Origin of the sequence: Fretibacterium fastidiosum (assembly GCF_000210715.1) — a bacterium.
GTDB lineage: Bacteria > Synergistota > Synergistia > Synergistales > Aminobacteriaceae > Fretibacterium > Fretibacterium fastidiosum.
Window position 1 is genome coordinate 2622706 of record NC_021038.1, and the last position, 4590, is coordinate 2627295.

At 69.9% G+C, this 4590-nt stretch carries 3 protein-coding genes; all 3 read right to left on the bottom strand.

Annotation, left to right across the window (positions count from 1 at the left end):
* Positions 1 to 97: 97 nt before the first annotated feature.
* Entirely contained in the window at positions 98 to 298 is a 201-nt protein-coding gene (locus SY1_RS11800) for a cold-shock protein (RefSeq protein WP_015557159.1), read from the bottom strand.
* 173 nt (positions 299 to 471) lie between these two features.
* Complete coding sequence (locus SY1_RS11805; protein WP_208873873.1) at positions 472 to 1548, bottom strand: hypothetical protein; 1077 nt, start codon at positions 1546 to 1548, stop codon at positions 472 to 474.
* The coding region (locus SY1_RS11810; RefSeq protein WP_208873874.1) for a dynamin family protein at positions 1526 to 4590 on the bottom strand (3065 nt) is incomplete at its 5' end. The genes SY1_RS11805 and SY1_RS11810, both read right to left, overlap by 23 nt.

The window sequence follows — 4590 nt, forward strand, 5'->3', positions numbered from 1 at the left end:
TATAAACGCGATTCGGTGCATAAAAGGCAAAAAAACGAGGCCTCCAAGGGGCCTCATTTCTGGTCTTACGGTTTGTGAAAGGATACTAGGAGGCTTACTACAGTTTCTCGACGTTAGCAGCCTGAGGGCCTTTCTCGCCATTCACGATCTCGAACGAGACCTTCTGGCCTTCGGCAAGAGTCTTGAAGCCATCGCCCTGAATTGCGCTGTAGTGGACGAACACATCCTTCCCCTCATCCGCGGTGATGAACCCATACCCCTTGCTCTCGTTAAACCATTTGACGGTACCCTGAGCCATTAAAAAGTGCCTCCTAAAACAAAGAGAATTACCAACCCTCAAAGGCGGTGTGCACTAAGATTACCGTCTTTGTCAGCTTTTGTCAAGGGGCGGGGGCAGAAAAAACGGGCCCGTTTTGTGAATCGGGGCACGCTTTGCCGTGTACGCTCTCCGGGGTGCCCATCGCCCCCGCCTCAGCGGAGCAACGCCGCGACGGCACACAGGACCGAAAGCCCGCTGAGGCCCGCCAGGCCCAGCAGGATCCAGATGAGCTTTCGCGTCCTTTCCGCCGTCTCGGCGCGTTCCGCCGAGAGGCGCCGGGACCATTCCTCCTCGCGGGCGGCGAGCTCCCGCCGAAGGGTCTCCTGAATCGTCTGCCCCATGGCCGCGCTCGTCTGGCTCTCCAGGTTGGAGAGCTCTTTCGATAAGGCGTCGAGCTCACGGGTCTGGGCCTGCCTGTGGGCCCTCAGCATCCCCTCCCAGCTGGGGATGGTGACGTCCATGAGCCGTTTCAGGGCCTCGGCGCCAGGGGTGTCGCCTGTGGCCTCCCGTGCCGCCTCCCGCTCTGCCTCAAGGCCCCTTCGCAGGCCCTCCGCGGCGCGGGCCACCGCTTCTGCTGTGGTCTTAAGCTCTTCCCGGCGTTCGAGGTCCCGCTCCTCGCTCCGCTCCAGCAGGCCCCGGAGCCTGGCGGCCTCATCATGGAGTTCCCCCGCGCCCTTCCCCTGCGCGCTCACGCCCCTCAGGGCCTCCCCCGCGTTTCGGACCTCCCCGCGGAGCGCGGACAGCTCATCGAGGATCGTGCCGAGGGGCGCGATCAAGGCCTGCCGGCACGACCGCCCTTCCTCGCTCCCTTCCTTGACGGCACCCTCCAGCCGGGACAACGCCTCGCGCATCCGGGCGAGGGCCTGGGCGTCCTCTCGGGCAGAACGGATGGACCCTGTGGCCTCGCCGAAGAACACCCTGAGGGAGGCGATCTCGTCTACGGCGGCGGCCAGGGGCTGAAGCAGAGCTTGACGGCGCTCGGCCTCCCTCCGCAAGTCCTCCTGCAGGGCGCGGGACAGCCCATCGAGGCCGTCCTTCAGCGCCGCCTTGACCTCCTGTGCCGCGTCCTCCCGGTCCCTCGGAGCCGCCGACCGGGCCAGAGCCTGGGTCAACGGAGGAAGGAGCCGGGCCGCAAGCTCGGAGACGAGCCGCTCGGTCGTCGGGTCGAGCGGCGGCAGATCCGCCTGCGGGGACCCGGTCGTCCGGTCATGATCCTGCATTGTCTGCATTGAAGAGTCCCTCCTGTCCTGTTCCTTCCGTCGCCCTCGAGCCTCCGCGGACGGTGCGGGGGATGGGGCGATCGACGTCGTGCCTCAGCTTGTCCCTGCCCTCGGCCAGCGCGGCCCGCAGGCCCGGTTCGTCGAACGGCGGTTCAAAGCCGATCCCGCTCTCGCGCCACAGCGCGGCCAGGGCGTCGAAGTCCACCGCGTCGGAGGCTACGGAGACCTGCTGCCCAAACTCGATGAAGTCCGTGTAGCGGGCGTCGTAGTTCTCGTAGACGAACCAGTCCATCCTGCCCCGAAAACCCCTGCGCTCCCTGAAGGCCGCCACGCGCTCCGGCACGTCCGCGACGAGGTCTGCGAGCTTTCGGTCAAAGATCCCGCCGTGGGCGAAGGCGAGGACCCAGCGTGGCGCGGATGCCAGGGCCGCCGCATAAGGGGCTCGTGCCAGGTCGGAGAGCCCTGAGTCCACGCGCGCCAGGTCCAGGTGGACGATGGGCGTCCATCCCGCCAGGAGCTCCTCCCACGAGAGGCCGTCGGGCGGGGCGGCCAGCGCGTCGGCGGGCGCGGACAGGAGCCGAAGACCGCCGGGCAGGGGGGCGTCCGGCACGTGCAGGCAGGGGAAGGGAGGGGCCCCCTCGCCCAGGAGGAGCCAGCTCCGCCCCTCCAGGTCCAGCTCCTGCGTTCGTGCCTCCATGAGGCGGGCGTCGTGCATCAACCGGGATGCCAGGCGGAGCCCTTCCTGTCGCCGAAGCCCCAGCAGGACGAGCTGCCGTCCGCCGGCCAGGGCGGGCAGCGCGAAGAACTTCGCCTGAAGCCTCTGCTCCCCCATGGCCTGCAACAGGGACGCCAGGATCCCCGCCCCCCGCGCGTCCCGGACGGGCTCATCCCTCACCGGCAGGGGCAGGTCGGATAGCTCCGGGACGGGAGGGATCGCCGCCAGGAGCTCGCGGATCCTGGAGCCCTCCTCCATCAGGCGCAGGCGGAGGGCGGTCATTTCGGCCCTCGATGCGGAAGCCTCCCCCGCGAGGGCATTCGCTTCGGCCGCGGCCTTCTCCTCCTGCTCCAGCTCCAGGTAGACGGGGTCGCAGCAGGCCTCCCGCATGTGGTTCTCCCACCAGTTGAGGTGGTCCCGCAGCAGGTCCAGCCGCCTGGCGAGGGCGGGGGCCCCGTCCTGGATCAGGGCGGCCCTGGCCTCCTCCAGGGGCCGGTCCTCTCCCCGAGTGGCGGCGATGATCCGCTCCACGTGGACCTGGGAGCGCAGCTCCGTCTCCTGGCGGCGCAGGTGCCGGTCCAGGCCGGGGAGCGCGGTGGGGGAGGGGCTGCCGGAGAGGGCCTCGGAGAAGACACCGTGCCGCAGGAGCGCCTTGCGGCACGCCTCCCTGGCCCAGTCCATGCGTTCCGTCATTCGACGGATGACGTCGCTCCACCTCGATTCCCAGCGCAGGCAGGCGTCGCGCAGCGCCCCGACGGAGGCGGCGTCCCGGACGTCGGACGCGAAACGGGCGACGTCCAGCTCACGGGACATCGATCGGCTCCACTCGTTGCGGACCGTGGACAGCTCCGCGTTGAGCCAGCGCTGAGCGTCCCGCAGTTCCCGGCAGCGCGCGTCCTGCCGCTCTCCGCCGGGCCTCCCCGCCATCCCCTGCGCCAAGCGGGCCTCGGTCCGTTCCAGCAGGCAGAGGGCCCGCCGGCCGCGCAGGACCGTTCCGCACCGGATGAGGTGGCGGCGGAGCTGGGTGAGTTGACGAATGAGCGGGTCGAAGTTCGACCCCTCCCATTCCGGGGACGTGCGTCGGAAAAAGCCGTCGAGCGCAAGCCTCGACGAGATGGGGATGATGGGACAGGAAGTGGCGCCGGCCTCCTGCAGGTCCTCCCGCAGCTCCGCCACGGCCCGCTCCAGCCTCTGGCGGCGGGACAGGAGGATGCTGCCCGCCTCCACCTCGTCCCGTTCGAGGTCGATTTGTGACAGCAGCAGGACGACCTGTCGGCCGCCCGTCAGGAGCGAGTGCATCAGCTCCACGTCCGCGGACTTGAAGCGGGCGCGCAGCGGCGCGAGGTAGAGGGCGATGTCTAGGCTGGGCAGGAGGCGCCGCAGCGTCAACTCGCCGTACCGGGGCAGGTCGCAGGCGTCAAGCCCCGGAGTGTCCGCCAGCACGAGCCCGGAGGGGATCGCCGCGTCCGGACTGTTCCACTCGATGTGGTCGATGCCCCGTTCGTTCCCGGGGTTCCAGCGTTCGGAGGTGCGCTCCTCCATCCAGTCCGGGGTCAGGTCGGGGCCCGTCGTGCGCTCGATCCTTCCGTCGAGGTAGAACACGTCCGCCGCTCGGACCCCGCCCCGGCGGCAGAGCACGATCGCGTTCGTCGTGGCCCGGGTCTCCTCGGGCAGCAGCCGCTCGCCCATCATGGCGTTGATGAACGTCGATTTGCCGCTTCCCGTGAGGCCCACCGCTCCGACGGTGAGCTCCGTCTCCCGCAGGGACTGAAGCAGGCCCTGGAGGTGGGCCGTCACCGCCAGAAAGGCGGGATGGAGGGCGCTCTCCGAGATGGCGCGCACGGCGGAGGACAGCCGGTCGGACAGGGCAGTGCGAAGTCCCTCCGCTTCCGGGGTGGCGTCCGGGCCCGTCAGTCGGATGGGGTTGGGCGCCGGCGGCTTCGGGACGCCGGCCGCGGCGCGGAGGCCGATGCGCTGCAGGCGGCCCCGCAGGCGAAGGTTCTCCTCCTCCAGGGCCTCGACCTCCGTGACGTCGGAGAGGGCGACGGCGCTCCAGTCGGTCCTCGCCTCGAGCGGTGCGGTCTGCGCCTCGAGCGTTCGGGTGCGCCCGTGGCGGTCCCGGACCTCCAGGCGTTCTCCGTCGCTCAGGGCGGCGGCCGTGGCGCGGAGGTGCGGGGAGGCGTCGGCGAGGCGGGCGAAGGAAGGGCTGTTCAGGACGCGCCCGTCCCGCGTCGAGCGGACGCTGACGGGGAAGGGCATCGCCCCGACCAGGGCGGACAGCGCGAGGTCCTGACGGGAGGCCTCCTCCACCCTCGCCTCGTCCAGGAGCTCCTCGA

Bases quoted from the DNA above. Each gene is read 5' to 3' on its own strand.
- SY1_RS11800 (WP_015557159.1), bottom strand. From the start codon at position 298: ATGGCTCAGGGTACCGTCAAATGGTTTAACGAGAGCAAGGGGTATGGG.
- SY1_RS11805 (WP_208873873.1), bottom strand. From the start codon at position 1,548: ATGCAGACAATGCAGGATCATGACCGGACGACCGGGTCCCCGCAGGCG.